This window comes from Thermophilibacter sp. ET337, assembly GCF_024733715.1.
Lineage (GTDB): Bacteria > Actinomycetota > Coriobacteriia > Coriobacteriales > Atopobiaceae > Thermophilibacter.
In genome coordinates this window covers 64,553-81,263 of record NZ_JANRHO010000003.1, presented here as the reverse complement: position 1 = coordinate 81,263, position 16,711 = coordinate 64,553, and the positions used below count along the sequence as shown (strand labels likewise).

The 16,711-nt window shown below is 66.6% G+C and carries 14 protein-coding genes; 7 read left to right on the top strand and 7 right to left on the bottom strand.

Going from position 1 to position 16,711, the window contains the following annotated elements; genetic code table 11:
* Positions 1–41: 41 nt before the first annotated feature.
* Positions 42–695, top strand: a complete 654-nt coding sequence (locus tag NW198_RS03915) for a hypothetical protein (protein WP_258340081.1) — start codon at positions 42–44, stop codon at positions 693–695.
* A gap of 281 nt (positions 696–976) precedes the next feature.
* On the opposite strand, the gene NW198_RS03910 is transcribed toward NW198_RS03915, so the two are convergent.
* The 6 genes from NW198_RS03910 to NW198_RS03885 all read right to left on the bottom strand — a co-directional run bounded on the left by NW198_RS03910 (position 977) and on the right by NW198_RS03885 (position 8,185).
* Positions 977–2,263, bottom strand: coding sequence for a hypothetical protein (locus tag NW198_RS03910; RefSeq protein ID WP_258340080.1), 1,287 nt, complete (start codon positions 2,261–2,263; stop codon positions 977–979).
* A gap of 9 nt (positions 2,264–2,272) precedes the next feature.
* Positions 2,273–3,769: a lactate racemase domain-containing protein gene (locus tag NW198_RS03905; RefSeq protein ID WP_087314713.1), complete on the bottom strand. Its 1,497-nt coding sequence runs from the start codon at positions 3,767–3,769 to the stop codon at positions 2,273–2,275.
* 35 nt (positions 3,770–3,804) lie between these two features.
* Positions 3,805–4,644, bottom strand: a complete 840-nt coding sequence (locus NW198_RS03900) for a triose-phosphate isomerase family protein (RefSeq protein ID WP_258340079.1) — start codon at positions 4,642–4,644, stop codon at positions 3,805–3,807.
* A 45-nt stretch (positions 4,645–4,689) separates the two neighbouring features.
* Positions 4,690–5,856: a diphosphate--fructose-6-phosphate 1-phosphotransferase gene (locus tag NW198_RS03895; RefSeq protein WP_258340078.1), complete on the bottom strand. Its 1,167-nt coding sequence runs from the start codon at positions 5,854–5,856 to the stop codon at positions 4,690–4,692.
* Between the two features lie 2 nt (positions 5,857–5,858).
* Complete coding sequence (locus tag NW198_RS03890; protein WP_087314707.1) at positions 5,859–7,016, bottom strand: class II fructose-bisphosphate aldolase; 1,158 nt, start codon at positions 7,014–7,016, stop codon at positions 5,859–5,861.
* Between the two features lie 110 nt (positions 7,017–7,126).
* Complete coding sequence (locus tag NW198_RS03885; protein WP_087314705.1) at positions 7,127–8,185, bottom strand: LacI family DNA-binding transcriptional regulator; 1,059 nt, start codon at positions 8,183–8,185, stop codon at positions 7,127–7,129.
* A gap of 409 nt (positions 8,186–8,594) precedes the next feature.
* Between NW198_RS03885 and NW198_RS03880 the strand changes: the two genes are divergently transcribed.
* The 6 genes from NW198_RS03880 to NW198_RS03855 all read left to right on the top strand — a co-directional run bounded on the left by NW198_RS03880 (position 8,595) and on the right by NW198_RS03855 (position 15,117).
* The gene (locus NW198_RS03880; protein ID WP_087314703.1) at positions 8,595–9,374 is read left to right on the top strand and encodes an ABC transporter permease; all 780 of its coding nucleotides are present in this window, start codon (positions 8,595–8,597) and stop codon (positions 9,372–9,374) included.
* Positions 9,350–10,141 (top strand): ABC transporter ATP-binding protein, encoded by a 792-nt coding sequence (locus tag NW198_RS03875; protein WP_087314701.1) that lies wholly within the window; start codon positions 9,350–9,352, stop codon positions 10,139–10,141. The genes NW198_RS03880 and NW198_RS03875 overlap by 25 nt, the downstream gene beginning before the upstream one ends.
* 89 nt (positions 10,142–10,230) lie before the next feature.
* Positions 10,231–11,331 (top strand): substrate-binding domain-containing protein, encoded by a 1,101-nt coding sequence (locus NW198_RS03870; protein ID WP_087314699.1) that lies wholly within the window; start codon positions 10,231–10,233, stop codon positions 11,329–11,331.
* 126 nt (positions 11,332–11,457) lie between these two features.
* Positions 11,458–12,273 (top strand): glucosamine-6-phosphate isomerase, encoded by an 816-nt coding sequence (locus NW198_RS03865; protein ID WP_258340077.1) that lies wholly within the window; start codon positions 11,458–11,460, stop codon positions 12,271–12,273.
* Positions 12,274–12,284: 11 nt separating this feature from the next.
* A complete protein-coding gene (gene nagA / locus NW198_RS03860) occupies positions 12,285–13,445 on the top strand; it encodes an N-acetylglucosamine-6-phosphate deacetylase (protein ID WP_087314695.1) in 1,161 nt (386 codons plus the stop codon).
* Between the two features lie 322 nt (positions 13,446–13,767).
* Complete coding sequence (locus tag NW198_RS03855) at positions 13,768–15,117, top strand: alpha-amylase family glycosyl hydrolase (RefSeq protein ID WP_087314693.1); 1,350 nt, start codon at positions 13,768–13,770, stop codon at positions 15,115–15,117.
* Between the two features lie 139 nt (positions 15,118–15,256).
* Here NW198_RS03855 and pyk read toward each other — a convergent pair whose 3' ends face one another.
* Positions 15,257–16,705 (bottom strand): pyruvate kinase, encoded by a 1,449-nt coding sequence (pyk, locus tag NW198_RS03850; protein WP_087314691.1) that lies wholly within the window; start codon positions 16,703–16,705, stop codon positions 15,257–15,259.
* Positions 16,706–16,711 lie beyond the last annotated feature (6 nt).

The window sequence follows — 16,711 nt, the reverse complement described above, 5'->3', positions numbered from 1 at the left end:
CCTCGGGTGCCCGGCCGCATCTGTCGTGTTAGGATACTCCCATGCCAAGCTGGAACATACATATCGCGCACGTCGAGCGGCTTCTTCGCGAAGAGGGGGCCGATGCCTTGGGCGTGGCCGACGTCAACGCCTTTCTCTTTGGCAACTTCGTGCCGGACGTCTACGTGGGCTACATGGTGCCCAGCCCCAGCTTTCGGATCGACTACAAGCTCACGCACCTCGCGCTGCGCGAGCACATCCCCCTGCCGCGCTACGATGACTTCTGGCGCTTCTACGTGGAGCGCCAAGATCACGTGAGCGATCTTGTGCGCGGCGCGTGGGCACACCTCGTCGCTGACCACGTCTACAACGCGCACACCCGGGCCTATCTGGCCTCCGTTGGCGTGAAGCCGGGGGAGCGGGCGCGCGTGGGCAAGCAGGCGGACTTCGCCCTCTTTGGGCGCACCCTCGACATCTCGATGGTCCCGCACGTCGACGACGCGCTGGTCGCTCAGTGTGTCGACTTCCCCATGTACTCGATCGCCGAGAAGGACGTGCTCGCCGCGGTGGAGGTCGCTCGCGACATCGTGGAGCAGAACCGTGCCGAGCACGTGACGGGAGAGCCCATCTACCAGCTGCTCTCCGCGGAGTTCTTCGAGACCGCGCGCAAGGAGGCGCACGACACCATCGTCTCCGGCCTCAAGGCCCTCTGTTAATTGGGGACAGTCCCTGCTGATTGGGGACGGGTTATTTCGTGCAGACCGTTTGGGACAGGGTTCATGGGAAACCTGTCCCAAACGGTCTGCACGAAATAACCCGTCCCCAATCAGCACGCCTGTCCCTATCGGCAGAGGGACGGCCAAGCTTGACAATATAACCTGACGCGATTGACAACTTGACAATATAACCTGACGCGATTGTCAAATCAGCGGAGGCCGGCCAGACTCGGGGGTAGGAATCTGGCCGGCCAGGGAGGGGGGGACTGCCGAAGGTCCCGCTACCTGCCGAGCGTCTGGAACATGAGGCGCTTGTACGCCTCGACGCCGGGCTGGTCAAAGGGGTTCACGCCGAGGAGCTCGGCGGAGAGATAGCACGAGAACATGAAGAAGTAGAACAGGCGACCCAGGTGTTCCTCGTCGAGGCGGTCGAGCTCGATGGTGGGGCAGGGCAGCGTCTGGGCGTGCGCCGCGCGCGAGGCGGAGAAGCTCGCCTTGTTGACGTCCCAGAAGTCGGCGCCGTCGAGGTAGCCAAAGCGGTCGTCGATGTCCTGCCCGCCGAGGACGAGCGAGTCCTCGTCTCCGGGCTCGAGCACGTCGAGGAAGGTCTCCATGATCTGCGTCGTTCCGTCCTGGACGTACTGCCCCAGACTGTGAAGCTCCTCGGAGTACTCGGCCGAGGCCGGGAACAGGCCGCGCCCATCCTTGCCCTCGCTCTCGCCAAAGAGCTGCTCGTACCACTTGGAGAACCAGCGGAAGCGCGGCTCGAAGAAGCTCAGGAGCTCGACGCGCAGCCCTGTGTCCCAGGCAAGGCGTCGCGCAAGCGCGTAGCGCCAGGCGGGGTTGTCCGCGGGGTCTGCCGCAGCATCGCGCAGCAGCGCCTCCTCGGCGCGCCCTCCGGCCACCAAGGCGCGGACGTTCACGCCGGCAAAGGCCAGCGGCAGCAGGTGCACCTCGGTGAGCGCGGTGTAGCGGCCGCCCACGGGCTCGGGGAAGGTCGTGAACGCGTAGCCGTGCTCGCGACAGAGGTCCTCGAGGTGCGATCCCGGCGTGCCGCAGCAGACGATGCGCGACGCTGCGTCCTTCTCGCCGTATCGCGAGACGAGCCACTGGCGCAGCAGCCGGAAGGACGACCCGGGCTCGAGTGTCTCGAAGTTCTTGGCCACGCAGTCGATGACGACCTCATGGCCCTCCAGGTCCTCGAGGACGCGCCGCAGCTCGAAGGCCGAGAGCGTGTTGCCGGCATAGACGACGCGATGAGTGCCGTCAATCGAGCCGTCGCGCGCGCCGAGGGCGGCGAGCGCGGCCCGGGCGGCGTTGTTGGAGCCGCCCACGCCGATGAGGACGAAGGTGTCCGCACGCTCGCGCAGGCGTGCCGCGAGGGCTTCGATCTGCGCGATCTTCTCGTCGGAGGCCCAGTCGTCCACGTGGAGCCAGCCGAGGGAGTCCGCGTGACGCTCCTCACCGGCCTGGCAGCGCGCGAGCACCTCGGCGCACGCGGCCGAGGCCCGGGCGACCTCCTCGGAGGTCACCCGGGCACCCAGGTATGTCTCGTTGAGCCCCAGCATCTCAGGACGCTAGCAGCCGCAGGGGTGCGCGGGGGCGTCGTCGCGGAAGTGGCTGTTCTGGGACGGGTCCTTCATGCACAGGTGCGGCACGGCGCGGTTGTAGGCGTGCGGCAGCGCGAGGATGTTGGGGTTGCCGTCGGTGTACTTGCGCGTGGCGTCCGCGATGGCCTCCTCGAAGGTCGGGCGGGTCTTGAGGCCCATGGTGCGGGCGATGCCGGGCTTCTGCGCGCCCACGATGTAGGTGGCACTGAGGTACTTCTCGGCAAGGTTGCCGCAGGTCATCATGCTGAAGCCGTGGAACGGGTGGAAGGCGTTGGCAAAGCGGTACTTGCGGATGTACTCCTCGTTGGTGGCGAAGTACTCGCCGTACTTGATCATCTCGTCGAGGGTGTTCATCTTGTCGGACTGCCAGAGCTCCCACTGCTCGCGCAGGTACGGCCAGCGCTCGTCGTGGAACCAGCCGTTGCAGTAGCTGGCGATGACAAAGACGCAGTGGTCGGAGAGGATGCGCTTGTGGCGGATGACCTGGGCGGAGACGGCCTGCATCATCTGGATGGGGTTGGTGCCCATGCCGTCGCCGTAGTGGAAGTTGGTGGGCATGCCCATGACCACGATGTCGTACTTCTTCTCGGCCCAGTGCACGTAGGTGCGCTTGTCGGCGAGCGCCCAGGAGACGGGCTGCATCTCGGCGGCATAGCCCGAGAAGATCGCGATCTGGCGGCTCCAGGTGTCGAGCACCGCGTCGCAGCAGAAGAACTTCTTGCCCATCTTCTCTTCCATGAACATGCCCTGCTGGTCGAACTTGTCGCGCATCAGGGAGGAGGTGGAGACGGGGACGAAGTCCGGTCGGCTCATGACGCGCGGCACGTGGTGGGCGCTGATCGAGCGCCAGTGGGTGATGCCGGTCGCGCAGTGCTTGTAGCCTCCCGAGTAGCCGCCGTAGGGGTTGCCCTGCGTGTGGCCGATGAGGATGGCGATGTCGGCGTCATAGACGTACTTGTTCATGATCACGTGGTCGCCCTGCGGCGTGAAGCCGAGGTCGACGAGATGGTCGTAGTCCTCGGAGTCGTGGCTTGTGATCTGGCCGGTGCCCTCGAACTCGTTGTAGAGGTCCTCTCCCAGGATGAGCTTGGCCTCGGCGGTGGAGGTGCGGGGGTGCAGGCCGTTGGAGAAGAGCAGCAGCACGTCGTCGTGGGAGACGCCGTTGGCGAAGAGCTCGTCGAGGCAGGCGCGGATGGCGACCTTGCGGTGCGAGGTGGGCTGCGTGCCGCCCTTCACGATGTCGGGGATGACGATGACGACCTTAGCGCCGGGGTGGGCGAGGTCGGCGAGCGGCTCCATGCCGATGGGGTTGCGGATGCTCTCGAGCGTGGCGTTGTAGAGGCTGTCCCAGTCCTGCGGCAGGCACTCGGGGTCCTTGACGGTCTCGCCGGTGACAAAGACGTCGGTGGTGTCGGGGAGCTCGGCGCCCATCATGCCGGTGCCCCACTCGAAATCAAGATGCATGACGTTTCCTTTCTCGTTGTGCGACGCGGTGCGTTCTACGCGTTCAGGTACAGGTCGACGATCTGGGCGTACTCCTCCGGGTAGAAGCCGATCTCGCCGGTGAAGCGCGTGAGGGCGATAAGACCGCCGTCGATCTCGGGGATGCCGGCGAGCATCTCGGCGTTGTCGGCCTTGAGGCCGCCGCCGTAGACCACGTCGACGCCGGGCACGACGCTCTTGATGAGACGCGCGACTTTGGTGATGTAGGGGGCGTCGGCAGGGGTCTTGCCGGGGCCGATGCTCCAGACGGGCTCGTAGGCGATGCGGACGCCGGAGAGGTCGGCCCCCTCGAGGCCCTGGGTCACCTGGGCGGTGAGGACGGCCTCCCAGTCGTCGACCTCCTCCTCGCGCTCGCCCATGCAGAAGAGGACCTTGAGGCCGGCCGCCTGCGCGGCGCGGACCTCGCGGGAGAGGATGCGGCTCACGGCCGCCTCGACGTCGGCCGGGGCGGCCCCGACCTCACCGAGGATGGCGCGGAGGTTCATGCGCTCCTCGCAGTGGCCGACGAGGGCCCACGTGCAGCCGAGCTGGGCGACGGAGTTGCCGGTGCGCAGCGTGGTGAAGGCGCCGAAGTTGCCGCCGGGGGCGGTGTCTGCCACGTGCACGCCCTGGCAGCCGATCCCGAGCGGGCTGCCCTCGGCGCCGGCGCAGGCGCCCACGAGGTGCGCCTCGGGGAGAAACGCGGCGAACTCCGCGACCTCGCCGTACTTCTTCGCCACGTCCTTGATGGAGGAGGCGACGGTCTCGCCCCAGCGGGCGGGCTCGGCGAGGCGGTTGACGCCGCCGAGCTCGGGCGTGATGTCAAAGCGCTTGAGGTTGAGGAAGATGTGCTTCATGAAGGCTCCAATCTGATGGTCTGGCGGTCGCGGCGCTCCCTCGCGTCACACGAAGCTCGCGAAGCGCGGCAGCTCCGGCCCCAGAAGCGGCCGGCACCATCTGCGGAAGGCATCGGTCACGCCGTTGCCGCGCTCGTTGATGTACTCGTCCGGCATGGTGCGCTCATCGAGCATGACCTGCTCGATGGGGATGCGGATGAGACGGGACTCGTAGGGCTCGTTCGAGAGGCGCTCGATGCCCACCATCTTGCCGGAGTCGCCCTCGAGCACGGCGCGGGTCGCCTCGCGGCCGCAGCCGATGGCCTCCTCGCGGTCCACGGGGCTCTGCCAGGCGATCGACGCGCGGCCGATGAGGCCGGGCTTCTCAGAGCGCGCCTTGTAGCCGAGCTCGGAGATGACGAGCTTGGCGAGGTGTGCCGAGACGTCGCCAAAGTAGGTGGCGCGCCCCACGGTCATGAGGGGAGGCGCCACCGGCGTTCCGTCAGCGGCGTGCAGACCTTCGCTCACCACAACGACGCCCGAGCCCTTCTCGTCGATCAGACGCTGGGCGTCGTCGAGGAAGGCGCGCTCGTCGAACGCGCGCTCGGGAAGGTAGATGAGATCGGGGCCGCCGGTGCCGGACTCGTCCGCGAAGCAGCTCGAGGCGCTCACCCAGCCGGCGTTTCGGCCCATGGCCTCGACGATGACGATGTGGATGGGCAGGCCGCGCACGTCGCAGCAGATGGCCGAGGTGGTGGCCGCCATGTAGCGCGCCGCGCTCGCGAAGCCGGGGGCATGGTCGGTCACGGCGATGTCGTTGTCCATGGTCTTGGGGATGCCCACGACGTCGATGGGCACGCCCCCCTCGTGGCAGGCGCGCCAGATCTTGCCGCAGGTGTCCATCGTGCCGTTGCCGCCGGTGCACAGAAGCCACCGGATGCCCTGGCGGTCGAGCGCGTGCGCGAGCTCGCGGTAGTCCTCGTCCTCGAGGGGCTTTCTGCTCGTGCCGATGGCCGAGGAGGGCGAGAAGGGCAGCAGGTCGAGTTTGTCGCGCGACACCTGGCCAAAGTCGACGAGGTTGCCGTCGGTGATGCCGCCCACGCCGCCCAGGGCGCCGAGGACCCGTCCCACGCCAGGCGTGTTCAGGGCCTCGTCGACGGCGCCGTAGAGCGAGGCGTTGATGACGGCGGTCGGGCCGCCGCCGTGGACGACGAGCAGGCCGTCTGCCTCCATGGCTAGATCCCCGCCTTCTCGTAGCGCTCGGCCATCTCGTCGAGCGTGGCGAGCTCGACGTCGGGGTAGTGACCGTAGCTGCCAAACTCGACGATGAGGGTGGCCACGGCCTCCTTCACGCCGGCCTCGATGGCGGCGACGAGCGCCGCGCGGTCGTCATCGGCGACCACGCCGTACATGACGGTGTCGTACACGGGCGGGAGGAACGCGCGCGGGTCGGGGTTCTCGGGGTGCTCCTTGAGCAGCTGCCAGACGCCGCCGATCGACGGGCTCTCCTGGAGCTCCGGGCGCGTGGCGAAGAGCTCGCGCATGTTGCGGGTGACGGCGAGGCGGATGTCGGTGTCGACGTTGATCTTGTTGATGCCGGCGGGGATGGCGGCCTTGAGCTCGGAGAGGCTGATGCCGTAGGCGTTTTGGATGTTGCCGCCGAGGGCGTTGATCTCGCGCACGATGTAGCCCGGCACGGTGGAGGAGCCGTGGCTCACGAGAGCGCAGTCGAGCCCCTCGTGGGAGAGGCACTCGCGGATGGCGATGGGGATCTCGCGGCGGAGCTTGACGTCTTTGCCCTTGGAGGGGCCGTGCATGGTGCCGTAGCTGATGGCGAGGGCGTCGACCTTGGTGTTGCGCACGAACTCGACGGCCGTGAGCGGGTTGGTGTAGGTGCTCGACGCGGCGAAGACGTGGTCCTCCACGCCGGCCAGCACGCCGAGCTCGCCCTCGACGGAGACGCCGCGCGGGTGGGCGTACTTGACGACCTCGCGCGTGAGCTCCATGTTCTCCTCGAGCGGCAGCGACGAGCCGTCGATCATGACGGAGGTGTAGCCGCCGGCGATGGCCGCCTTGACGCTCTCCATGTCGCGGCCGTGGTCGAGGTGCAGGACCACCGGGATGGGGCTCTTCTCGCCGTACTTCTTCACGGCGTCGCCGATGTTCTTGGCGCCCACGATCTTGTCCTCGACCGTGCCGTTGGCAAAGTCGGCGCGCCCGCCCATGAAGGCGTTGGCGAGGTCTGCGCCCTGCAGGATGGCGGCGCTCCTCAGCATCTCGTGGACCTCGATGACTGCCTTGGCCTGGCAGACGGCGTTGACGTTGAACGCGCCCTGGGCGTAGCCCCCCTTGCGCGCGGCGTCCAGGACGGGCTTGAGCGGTACGAGTGCCATGTGACCATCTCCTTGTTCGTGGCCCGGCCTCCCGGGCGCTTTCCCTTGCGTTCCTTGGTCGTTCGGTCGTGCCTTGCGATGTCCGACAGACGGGGCCGAGCCCCGCCCGCTTAGTGCCGGCGGGGCTCGAGCTTGGGCTCGATGACGTTGGTGAGCTTGATGATGCGCGCCGAGGGGGCGCCCCCGCGCATGAGCGAGAGGACCTCCTCGGCACAGGCGATGCCGGTCTCGTAGTTGGGCAGGCGCGTGTAGAAGTTGGCGGCGAGCCAGTTCTCGCCGTTGTTGGCGAGCTCCGCGTAGATGAGGTTGCGCTCCGGGGCGATCTTGCGGAAGAAGTGCGTCCACGTTGCCCAGCTCGTGATGATCGCGTCACCGTCCTCGGCCTCCGTGAGCAGGTCGCGAGCCGTCTCGATGAGCTCCTCGCTCAGCTTGATCCCGTCCTCGGTGCTGCCAACGGTGTAGCGCTCGTCCCAGACGTCGATGTTGTGCAGGTCGATGGGTGCCTCGCGTACGAGCAGCTCGGCGCCGGACGCCTCGCAGATGTCGCGAACGCCCTGCTCGCGAAGGCGCTCCTGGGCAGTGTCGACCTGTGGTCTCAGGTAGAGGACGCGTCGGCAGCCGCGCTCCAGGATGCGCGAGGTGATCAGGCGCGCCCCGCCGCGGTAGTCGAGGTCCACGGTGCTGTAGGTGTCCGCCTGCTGCTGGCAGTCAAAGACCACGAGCGGCGCCGACTCGTCGGAGAGAATCTTGAGGCTCTCGGGGTCGGGCCCCTCGTTCTCGATGCCGATGAAGATGATGCCGCCCACGCGCCCGGCGAGGTAGGCGCTCGCATAGTCCGCGTGCCCGAGGGCGTCGGCCCGGTTGCCGAGGAGCAAGACGTTGTAGCCCTCCTCCTCGAGGCGCGTCTGTATGCCAAAGGCCATCTGGCTGAAGCGCGGGACCGAGAGGTTTCTGCGCAGGACCACGCCCACGCAGGGGACGGTGCGGTTTCTAAGCGTGCGGGCGTGCGCGTTGGGCATGTAGTTGAGCCGCCGCACCGCCTGGAGCACCCGTCGGCGCGTCTCCGGCCGGATGGACTGGCCGGGCGTGTTGTTGATGACGTAGGAGACGGTCGCGGCGGTGACCCCGGCTTCCTGCGCCACATCCTTGAGCGTGGTCCGTTTCCGCATTTCCGCCTCCTATCCTCCTAGACTCACTTTTTCGATTAAGTGAGATAGTACCTGTTTACCATGACACAGGCCACATATTGAGAAGAACTTGGAGAATCGCGCTCACGGGTCAAAATCGACCGTTTATCGAGTTCAACTGGTTAACAAGTGCTGAACGGTATCAAATCGGCCCCCAGCGGCCCTTACCGAAACTTTACTCTATGAAATCCCCAAGGGCTGTGGTTACATGTCAGTAACTTAATCGTTTGAGTGGAGAAACGGTTGAGTGGGATAGTCAGCTCGTTCTTCTCGACCACGCGCTCTTTGGTCTGATCCTTGTACGTCGCACGCGTTCGTCGGATGCACTCGTCGCGCCTCCAAGCGTCCTTTCGGGGAGGGGCACGGCGGGATAAAGAGAAGGAGGCCGTCATTGAAAGAGAAGAAAGTACCCATCTGGAGTAAGGTGCCAAGCTGGGCTTGGGCACTGATCTCCCTGGCGCTGGCGATAGCCCTGTGGCTCGCCGCCTCCGGCACGTGGCCGGCGGTCTTCGCGTCACCCGAGAAGGTCCTCAACGCCTTCATCGAGCGCGCTCAGAGCGGCCTGCTCTGGGAGCACGTCTGGGCCTCCGTATCCCGTGTTCTCACGGGCTTCGGCATCGCCTTCGTGGTGTCGATCCCGGTCGCCTTCCTGATGGCGTGGTACGACCCGTTCCGTCACGTCGTCGAGCCCTGGATCCAGTTCATCCGCAACATCCCTCCGCTGGCCTACGTCTTCCTGATCATCGCCGCCCTCGGCATCGGTCAGACCTCCAAGATCACGGTCATCTTCATCGCGGCGTTCCTGGTCATGGTCATCACCATCTATCAGGGCGTCAAGGGCGTGGACGTCACGCTCATCAAGGCGGCGCGCGTGCTCGGCGCCACCCAGAAGGACATCTTCTTCAAGGTCACCATCCCCGCCTCGACGCCCTTCATCCTCGTCGCGGCGCGCCTGGGCCTCTCCACCTCGCTCACCACGCTCATGGCCTCCGAGATCGTCGGTGGCGACAAGGGCATCGGCATGATGATCCAGCAGGCGAGCGGCTACTACCAGATGGACGTCGTGCTGCTCGGCATCATCATGCTCGGCATCATCGGCATCTGCTTCGAGAAGATCGTCCGATTCCTTGAGAGGAGGTTCACGGGATGGCAGGAAACGATTCAGCAGTAAAGGTCCACATCGAGAACGTGGTCAAGAAGTTCAACACCCGCAAGGGCGAGGTGGTCGCCCTCAACGGCGCCAACTTCGACATCCACGAGAACGAGTTCGTGTGCGTCGTCGGGCCGTCCGGCTGCGGCAAGTCCACGCTCCTGAACATCATCGGCGGCCTCGAGGAGCCCACGGAGGGTCGCGTCCTCGTTGACGGCCAGGAGGTCACCGGCCCCGGCCCCGACCGCGGCATCGTCTTCCAGCAGTACGCCCTCTTCCCGTGGCTCACGGTCCTCGAGAACGTCAAGTTTGGCCTCAAGCTCCAGGGCAAGTCCGACAAGGAGGCCGAGGAGATCGCGCTCAAGTACATCAAGCTCGTCGAGCTGCAGGACTTCGTGCAGTCCTACCCCAAGGAGCTCTCGGGCGGCATGAAGCAGCGCGTGGCCATCGCCCGCGCCTACGCGGTCAACCCCAAGGTCCTTCTCATGGACGAGCCGTTCGGCGCCCTTGACGCCCAGACGCGCACCCAGCTCCAGTCCGAGCTGCTCGAGACCTGGGAGAAGGAGCAGAAGACCTGCTTCTTCATCACCCACGACGTCGAGGAGGCCATCATCCTCGCCCAGCGCGTCATCATCATGTATGCGCGCCCGGGCCGCGTGAAGGAGATCGTGGACATCGACATCCCGTATCCCCGCACGCAGGAGACCAAGATGAGCCCGCGTTTCCTCGAGCTCAAGAACCACATCTGGAGCCAGGTCTACCAGGAGTACCTCTCCGTCCGCAAGTAGGTCCGACCTCGTTTTGGCTTTACGCGGGGCCCAGTCCCCGAAATGGGAGGGAAGCGAGAAGAACTCGCCTCCACGAGAAAGGAAACGATATGAAGAAGATCGACATGAACCAGCTCAGCCGCCGCTCCTTCCTCAAGGTCGCCGGCGCCGCCGGCGTCGTGGGCTCCGGCATGATGCTCGCCGGCTGCGACAACGGCACCCAGGAGCCCGAGACTGACGACACCGCCGACGACACCGCCGACGAGGAGCCGGCCGGCACCGAGTACGAGCCCGTCACCGTCCACGTGGCCTTCATGCCCAACCTGGGCTCCGCCGCCACGCTCTTCTCGGCCATCGACCAGGGCTACTTCGAGGAGGTCGGCATCACCGTCGAGACCGAGCAGTTCCAGGCCGGCCCCGCCGAGATCACGGCCATGCAGTCCGGCTCCGTGGACATCTCCCAGATCGGCCACGGCGCGCACTCCCTGTGCATCCAGGGCCAGGCCAAGATCTTCGCCTTCGACCAGCTCTCCCAGGCCGACTGCGTCGTCGCCAACAAGTCCCACGGCATCGAGACCGGCGCCGACCTCGCCGGCAAGACGGTGGGCGTCGCCTCCGGCACCTCCTCCGAGATCATCCTCCAGTACGTCCTCCAGGACGCCGGCCTCACCGTCGACGACATCAACACCGTTGAGATGGACGTCTCCGGCATGACGACGGCCCTCATCGCCGGCCAGATCGACGCCGCCGCCACCTGGTCGCCCAACACCGTCACCCTCGAGCAGCAGCTCGGCGACGACTACCTCGTCCTCGGCACCAACACCGACTACTCCGACGAGGTCGCCTTCCCCGGCTCCTACGTCGTCCTGCCCGAGTACGCCGAGGCCAACCACGACGTCCTCGTGCGCTTTGGCGCCGCTCTGGACAAGGGCAAGGTCTATCGCGCCGAGAACATCGACGCCGTGGCCAAGCTGCTTGCCTCCGAGCTCGGCGTTCCCGAGGACACGCTCCTTCAGTCCACGGGCGAGGGCGACTGGCAGGGCGCCGTCGACGCCATCGGCAACACCGACACGATCGTCGGCTACTACGAGGCCCAGCAGAAGGTCTTCCTGGACGGCGGCCAGATCGAGGCCGAGGTGCCCGTCGAGGACTACGTCCTGACCGACGTCATCACCGAGTCCGACGAGCTCTACGAGACGACCCTCAAGTAGCGCTCGCGCGCACAGCAGTTTTCTGAGGGCGCTCGACGCCCCCGAAAAGACGGCCTCTCCGCAGCAGGGTGACCCTCCCCATCCGCGCGGGGAGGCCGCCTCTCTTATGCGAGACAAGGAGCAAGCATGGAGTACTATCACATCTCGGCCGAGGACCTGGGCCAGGGCGCCCGCGTGCCGCTCGTCTGCGCCGGTGACTCCGCCGAGGTCTTCTTCGACCTCGCCCTTGAGATGGTGAGCACCATCCGCGAGCACAACGCCCGTGGCGAGAAGACCGTGTTCATCTGCCCGGTGGGCCCCGTCGGCCACTATCCCTACTTCGTGAAGATGGTCAACGACCAGCGCATCTCCCTCAAGGACTGCTGGTTCATCAACATGGACGAGTATCTGGACGACAACGACGAGTGGATCAGCGCCGACGACCCGCTCTCCTTCCGCGGCTTCATGGCCAAAAACGTCTACGACAAGATCGACCCCGAGCTCGTGATGCCCGAGGAGCAGCGCGTCTTCCCCGACCCGCACGATCTTGGCCACATCGGTCGCGTGATCGACGAGCTCGGCGGCGTGGACATCGCCTTCGGCGGCATCGGCATCACGGGGCACCTCGCCTTCAACGAGCCGCAGCCCGAGCTCACCTGCGAGGAGTTCGCCGCGCTCGAGACCCGCACCCTCGACATCCACCCCGAGACCCGTGCCACCAACTGCGTGGGCGACCTCGGCGGCGCCCTCGAGGACATGCCGCACCGCTGCGTGACCATCGGCATGCGCGAGATCCTGGGCGCCCGCAAGGTGCGCCTCGGCGTCTTCCGCGACTGGCACCGCGGCGTCGTGCGCCGCGCGGCCTACGGCGAGCCCACCGCCGCCTTCCCGGCGACGCTGCTCCAGAGCCATCCCGACGCCAAGATTTACGTCAACGACGTCGCCCGCCAGCAGGCCTACTAGGGAGGCGCCCCATGCTTTCCAGCTGCTACATCACGGGTGCGCGCGTCCTGTCCAAGGGCGAGCTCGCGCGCCTGAACGTCACCGTCGAGGACGGCGTCGTCACGGGCCTCTCCTCGGCCTATGACAACGAGAAGGGCCTGCCGGTCATCGACGCGAGCGGGCTTCTCGCCCTGCCCGGCTTCATCGACGTGCACACCCACGGCGCCGCCGGCTTCGACGTGAACGCCGCCGACGTCGAGGGCCTGCGCACCATCGGTCGCTTCTTCGCCTCCCAGGGCACCACGGGCTGGCTCTGCTCCATCCTCACGGACACGCCGGAGCAGACGCTCTGGTGCATCGAGCAGGCGCGCCAGGTCATCGAGGGCGGCCCCTACGACGGCGCCGCGCTTCTCGGCATCCACCTGGAGGGGCCGTGCCTCTCGAGCGAGTACAAGGGCGCCATGCCCGAGCACCTGCTCATGCACGAGGCCTCGGTCGACCTGTTCCGCCGGTACCAGGAGGCCGCGGGCGGGCACATCCTCTATACCACGCTCGCGCCTGAGGTCCCCGGCGTGCCCGAGCTCATCCCGCAGCTCGAGGCCCTGGGCATCACCTCCGCCATCGGCCACAGCGGCGCTGGCTACGACCTCTCCTGGGCGTGCGTGAACGCGGGCGCCAAGTCCGCCACGCACGTGGGCAACGCGATGCGCCTCTTCCACCAGCACGAGCCCGCGATCTTTGGCGTGGCGCTCGAGAGCGACCTCTACGCGGAGACGATCTGCGACGGCCGTCACCTCGTCCCGGGCACGGTGCGCCTCTACGTCAAAGTCAAGGGCTGGGACAAGATCTTGGGCATCACGGACTCCATCATGGCCGCGGGCCTGCCCGACGGCAACTACAAGCTCGGCGTCAACGACGTCGTGGTGGAGGACGGCGACGCCAAGCTCGCCACCACGGGCGTGCGCGCCGGCTCCACGCTCACGCAGGCCACCGCGCTGCGCAACTTCATGAAGTTCACGGGGGCTCCGGTTGAGCTGGCCGCCAAGCCGCTTTCCGAGAACCCCGCGCGCCTCTTCGGCTGGGCCGACCGCGGCCGTATTGCCGTGGGCGCCCGCGCCGACCTCGTGCTCATGGACGATGCCTACGACGTGGTCCGCACGATCGTGGGCGGCCGCACCGTCTACGAGCGCTGACGCTCGCTTCCGGCGTCCCCTTTCCCGAGGGCGGTCCCGCTGGGGCCGCCCTTTTCCTGTCGCGCGTCCTTCGCGGCCGCAGCGCGAGGGTGTGTGCACCCCCGCCTGAGGGTATGTACACCCCTCCGAGCCGCCCGTTCTTCTCGCCAGCTTATCTACCTGCGCGTTTGCAACCAACCCAAAACCGGCGGGTGTACATACCCGTAAGAGGCGGTGTACATACCCTGCCACGCGGCCGTCTGCCGCTGACCCACCGCAAAAATAGGCGAGCGGGAGGCGGCTAGAATGTTGGAGGTCCACTGTCTTTGAGAGGAGCTCCCGCATGAGCTGGTACGAGCCGTCCTTTGTCTATCAGGTGTATCCGCTGGGCCTCACCGGCGCCCCGCATGAGAACGACGGCGTTCTCGAGCACCGCATCCTGCAGCTTATTGACAACGGCTGGATCGACCACATGGCCCGGCTCGGCGTCACGTGCCTGCTGCTCAACCCCGTCTTCGAGTCCGATGCGCACGGCTATGACACGCGCGACTACACCAAGGTCGACTGCCGCCTGGGCACGGGCGAGGACCTGCGCCGCGTGGTGGACGCCTGTCACGATGCCGGCATCAAGGTTCTGCTGGACGGCGTGTTCAACCACGTGGGGCGCGGCTTCTGGGCGTTCCAGGACGTGCTCGCCCGCCGCGGCGAGAGCCCCTATGCCGGCTGGTTCGAGATCGACTTCAACGGCAACAACTGCTTCAACGACGGTCTCTCCTACAGCTGCTGGGAGGGTGCCCAGAACCTCGTGAAGCTCAACCACTGGAACGGCGAGCTCAACGACTACCTGGCGGACGTCATCCGCGGCTGGGTGCGCGAGTTTGATATCGACGGCCTGCGCCTGGACGTGGCCTACTGCCTTGACCAGGGGTTCCTGCGCTTCCTGCGCAACCTCGCCAACCAGATCGGCAGCGAGCGCGGCGAGAAGTTCCCGCTGGTGGGCGAGACCATGTTCGGCGACTACAACCAGTGGATGGGCGACGACCTCTGCGACTCGGTCACCAACTACGAGGCCTACAAGGGCCTCTGGTCGTCGATGAACGCCGCCAACATGCACGAGATCGCCTACGCGCTGGAGCGCCAGAGCGGCAGCCAGCCGTGGGACCTCTACACCGGCCGCCACATGCTCGACTTCGTGGACAACCACGACGTGCCGCGCATCGCCACCAAGCTCACCGACAAGAACCAGCTGGTCCCGCTCTACGGCCTGCTCTTTGCGATGAGCGGCGTGCCGGCCGTCTACTACGGCTCCGAGTGGGGGATCGAGGGCGAGCAGCTTCCCGGCGACCACGAGCTACGACCGGCGCTCGACGCGCCCGAGTGGGGCGCGCTCACTGACTGGGTCGCGGCGATTGCGCGCGCCCGCGAGGACTCGACGGCCCTTGTCTGGGGCGACTACGCGCAGCTCCAGTGCCAGCCCCAGCAGCTGGTGTTCCAGCGTACCTACGCAGGCGGCGAGCACGGGACCTACGAGCGCGTGATCGTGGCAATCAACGCGAGCGGCGAGCCGGCGACGGTGCACTTCGACGCCCAATGCGGCCGCGCGGTCGACCTCATCACCGGCGAGGAGCACGACTTCGGCGGCGGCTCCGAGCTCAAGCCCTACTCTGCCTACTACTGGCGCTGCGAGCGGTAGGGGGCGTCCCAACCAAACCCTGCGGTAAGGGACTCGTCGACAGCAAGAGGCCCCGGGAAGTTCCCGAAAGGCGTTTCTCGAAGAGCACGCCTGGAGGGAACTTCCCGGGGCCTCAGCCGTTGCGGGAGAAATGGCCCGCCTACTGCACCTGGGCTACCATCGCCATGTTGGTGGAGGTGGTGTAGTCGCCCATGCGCGGCGAGGTCTGCGGGTCGCCGGCGGTGATGACCACGATGTCGCCGGTGTCGACGAGGTTGTTGAGCTTGGCGGTGGTCAGCGCGTTGTAGAGCGTGCTGGAGAGTGACCCCTGCTCGGTGGTGCGGTACGCGTAGACGCCCCAGTAGAAGCAGGTGCGACGGATGGTCTGCTCGTTGGGGGAGGTGGCGAACAGCGGCACCCGCGGGCGGAAGGTCGAGATGAGGCGCGCGGAGCGGCCGGAGTTGGTGGGGGCGAGGATGCACTTGGCGCCCACGCGGTCGGCCATCTCGAGCGCCGCGAAGCCGGTCGCGCCGCTCACGTTGCGCATGCCGCCGCGCTCGTGGTACTCCTTGCGCTCGGGCAGGTACTTCTCGGTCTCCTTGCAGATGTCGGACATGGTCTTGACGGCCTCGATCGGGTACTTGCCGGCAGCGGTCTCGCCGGAGAGCATGACGCAGTCGGTGCCGTCGTAGACGGCGTTGGCGACGTCGGTGATCTCGGCGCGCGTGGGGCGCGGGTTGCGCTGCATGGAGTCGAGCATCTGCGTGGCGGTGATGACGGGCTTGTAGTGCTCGTTGCACTTGCGGATGATGGTCTTCTGGATGTGCGGGACCTGCGCGGCGGGAACCTCGACGCCGAGGTCGCCGCGGGCGACCATGCAGCCGTCGGCCGCGTGCAGGATCTCGTCGAAGTTCTTGACGCCCAGGGCGCTCTCGATCTTGGGGAAGATGAGGACGTTGGGGGTGCCCATCTCGATGCAGATCTTGCGGATCTCCTGAACGGCCTCGCCGTCGCGGATGAAGGAGGCGGCGATGGCGTCGATGCCGAGCTCGCAGCCAAACATGATGTCCGCGCGGTCCTGCGGCGTGACGGAGGGGAGGTTGATGTTGAGGTTGGGGAAGTTGACGCCCTTGCGCTCGCCGAGCTCGCCGCCGTTGTTGATCTTGCAGGTGATGTCGTTGCCCTCGACGCTCACGACCTCGAGGCCGATGAGGCCGTCGTCGATGAGGATGACCGTGCCCTCCTCGACCTCGTTCGGGAGGTTCTTGTAGTCGAGCGAGAAGCGCTCGGCGGTGCCCACGACGTCGTCGTCGGTGGTGATGACGCAGGTGCCGCCGGTCTCGAGGGTGACCTTCTTGCCGCCCTCGAGAAGCCCGGTGCGGACCTCGGGGCCCTTGGTGTCGAGCATGATGGCAACGGGGATGGCGAGCTCGCGGGAGAGGGCGCGGACCCGCTCGATGTTCTTGCGGTGGTACTCGTGGCTACCATGGGAGAAGTTGAAGCGCGCGACGTTCATGCCGTGCAGGATGAGCTGACGCAGCACCTCCTCGTCCTCGACGGCGGGACCCATCGTGCAGACGATCTTGGTCTTCTTCTTGTTGAATGCCATCTGTGC

What these genes read in the sequence shown, in the direction of transcription:
- pyk (WP_087314691.1), bottom strand. Translation starts at nt 16,705, where the DNA reads ATGGCATTCAACAAGAAGAAGACCAAGATCGTCTGCACGATGGGTCCC.
- nagA (WP_087314695.1), top strand. Translation starts at nt 12,285, where the DNA reads ATGCTTTCCAGCTGCTACATCACGGGTGCGCGCGTCCTGTCCAAGGGC.
- NW198_RS03885 (WP_087314705.1), bottom strand. Translation starts at nt 8,185, where the DNA reads ATGCGGAAACGGACCACGCTCAAGGATGTGGCGCAGGAAGCCGGGGTC.
- NW198_RS03870 (WP_087314699.1), top strand. Translation starts at nt 10,231, where the DNA reads ATGAAGAAGATCGACATGAACCAGCTCAGCCGCCGCTCCTTCCTCAAG.
- NW198_RS03900 (WP_258340079.1), bottom strand. Translation starts at nt 4,644, where the DNA reads ATGAAGCACATCTTCCTCAACCTCAAGCGCTTTGACATCACGCCCGAG.
- NW198_RS03905 (WP_087314713.1), bottom strand. Translation starts at nt 3,769, where the DNA reads ATGCATCTTGATTTCGAGTGGGGCACCGGCATGATGGGCGCCGAGCTC.
- NW198_RS03895 (WP_258340078.1), bottom strand. Translation starts at nt 5,856, where the DNA reads ATGGAGGCAGACGGCCTGCTCGTCGTCCACGGCGGCGGCCCGACCGCC.
- NW198_RS03875 (WP_087314701.1), top strand. Translation starts at nt 9,350, where the DNA reads ATGGCAGGAAACGATTCAGCAGTAAAGGTCCACATCGAGAACGTGGTC.
- NW198_RS03855 (WP_087314693.1), top strand. Translation starts at nt 13,768, where the DNA reads ATGAGCTGGTACGAGCCGTCCTTTGTCTATCAGGTGTATCCGCTGGGC.
- NW198_RS03890 (WP_087314707.1), bottom strand. Translation starts at nt 7,016, where the DNA reads ATGGCACTCGTACCGCTCAAGCCCGTCCTGGACGCCGCGCGCAAGGGG.
- NW198_RS03865 (WP_258340077.1), top strand. Translation starts at nt 11,458, where the DNA reads ATGGAGTACTATCACATCTCGGCCGAGGACCTGGGCCAGGGCGCCCGC.
- NW198_RS03915 (WP_258340081.1), top strand. Translation starts at nt 42, where the DNA reads ATGCCAAGCTGGAACATACATATCGCGCACGTCGAGCGGCTTCTTCGC.
- NW198_RS03910 (WP_258340080.1), bottom strand. Translation starts at nt 2,263, where the DNA reads ATGCTGGGGCTCAACGAGACATACCTGGGTGCCCGGGTGACCTCCGAG.